This window comes from Flavonifractor sp. An306 (assembly GCF_002159455.1).
Lineage (GTDB): Bacteria > Bacillota > Clostridia > Oscillospirales > Oscillospiraceae > Flavonifractor.
Genome location: NZ_NFIQ01000167.1, coordinates 1 through 2,211, shown reverse-complemented (window position 1 = coordinate 2,211; position 2,211 = coordinate 1). Strand labels below are relative to the sequence as shown.

Genomic DNA, 2,211 nt, shown 5'->3' with positions numbered 1-2,211 from the left:
CTATCCTGTGATCGACACAGGAAATGGGGGCAGTTCTGGCCAGGACGTCGGCTATACTGCCGTCACCAGCGATCTCTACTACTCCGGCGGCTATCTGGCCTCGCTGAAGATCCCCTCCATCGGGGTGAACGTGAAGGTATATGAGGGCACCGGCACCACACCCCTGGCCAAGGGCGCCGGGCATTTTACAGATACCAGCATCTGGGACGGCAATGTGTGTATTGCGGCCCACAACCGGGGGACACACGCGCAGTTTGGAAAAATCCACACGCTCTCCGCTGGTGACAGAGTGACTCTGACCACCAAGCTGGGCACCCGCACCTACGAAGTGACCAGTGTCAGCAAGATCCTGGAGACGGATACCAGCGGCTTGACTGCCACCACAGGGAATCAGATTACCCTGTACACCTGTGTCGCAGACCAGCCCGCCTACCGCTGGATGGTGCGGGCAGTAGAAATCTAGGAGGGATGGAAATGAAACGACTGCTTTCTATGCTTTTGGCCCTGGTGCTTGCCCTGGGCCTGCTGCCGGCCGGCGCCTTTGCCGCCTCATCGGAAGAAGAAGCTCTGGGCGAGGTCAACATCTTTAACGGCGGCTACCGCATGAACTACCTGGCCATGAACGGAAAGGTACAGTCCCAGAACTATGTCTATTACCTGTTTGACTCCGGCAGCGGCACCAAGGAAATCCCCGCGTACTGTGTCTCTCCTAACCAGTATGGAGTACAGAAAGTGGTGGGAGAAGGAGAAAGTGTCCGCTATCTGGCAGAGGAAAAAAGCAGCGACCCCAAGGTGGTGGGCATTGTGGCCAGCGGCTACCCCACCCGCTCTCTGTCCGAGCTGGGCCTGGAAAACAAATACCAGGGCTTTTACGCCACCAAAATGGCGCTGTGGAGCTATCTCATCAGCGACTGGGATATCAACAGGCTCACGGTAAATCCCAACCTGTCCGAAGAGGAGGCAGAGCGGGCAAAGAAGATCCTGGCGGCAGCCAGGGATATCTATGCCCAGGGCACCGCCTGGAACGACATGAAAAGCCCGGAGGTAACCTGTACGCCAGATCGTGATACCGCCTACGAGGTCACCATTGACGGCAAGCAGTATAAGCAGCAGGAGTTCACCGTCTGGAGCAAAACCTGGGTGAACAACTATGCCATCCACATCGCCTTCACTGACCCTGACAGTGTCCCCGCCGGAACCCGCATTGTGGACGAAAATAACCAGGACATCACGTCTATCAAGGCGGAGTGGATGAACAACGGCCACGGCGGGACCTTCAAGGTACTGTATCCGGTGGAGAGCATCCAGGGGCAGGCGGGCAGCGTCCAACTCTCCCTGGACTGCGAGGTATATGCATACGCTGTGTTCTTTGCCAGCTGCCTGGAGAAAGACGAGTACGGCAACCTGCAGAACTATGTGGTGGATACCGACCCCACCACGACGCTGAACTTCAACGCCATCAGCAGCTATGCGGATTCTCCGGAGAAAGATCCTCCGGATACGGGCCTGCGGATCCTGAAGTATGAAACCGGAACGGAGATCCCCCTCAGCGGCGCCCGTTTTGAGGTCATTGGCCCGGATGGCGATTCAATGGGGATATTTATTACCAACACTGATGGACGCATTGAAATCCCCCTGACCATTTGCGGCAATTATACCGTCATTGAACGGGACGCCCCGGCAAACCACATCATCAGCGAACAGCCTGCCCAGAATGTCACCGTGGTCTACAATGAAGTAGCCGAGGTGGCATTTTTTAATGACCCGTATGGCTCCCTCCGCATTGAGAAGCGGTCTGACACCGGCGAGTATCTGCCCGGCGCGGTCATTACCATTGAGCACATTGAGTCCGGCCTGACCTTCACTCAGGAGACTGGCCCCGCCGGCGTGGCGGTGTTCGACGAGATCCCCCTGGGCGCATACCGGATCCAGGAGCAGACCGCCCCCGAAGGGTGGCTGAAGGATGACACCGTCTACACTGCCACCGTGGTGGCTGGGGAGACAACTGCCCTTCCCATTATCAACAAGGAGCTCCCGGGCCTGCGCATCGTAAAGTATGACCGCAAAAACTATGTGGTCATGGCCGATGTCTATTTCGCCATTTACCGGGACGGCGACTACCTGGGCAACTTCAAGACCGATGAATTCGGGGAGATCCTGCTCACCGACCTGGAGCCCGGCACCTACCGGGCCTTCGAGGTGGACACCGGA

The 2,211-nt window shown here is 57.5% G+C and carries 2 protein-coding genes; both read left to right on the top strand.

Annotated elements, in window-relative coordinates:
• Positions 1-463, top strand: a 463-nt coding sequence (locus tag B5F88_RS19205) for a class D sortase (protein ID WP_140402212.1), incomplete at its 5' end; no start/stop codon positions are given.
• A gap of 11 nt (positions 464-474) precedes the next feature.
• Positions 475-2,211, top strand: a 1,737-nt coding sequence (locus B5F88_RS19200) for a thioester domain-containing protein (RefSeq protein ID WP_162612255.1), incomplete at its 3' end; no start/stop codon positions are given.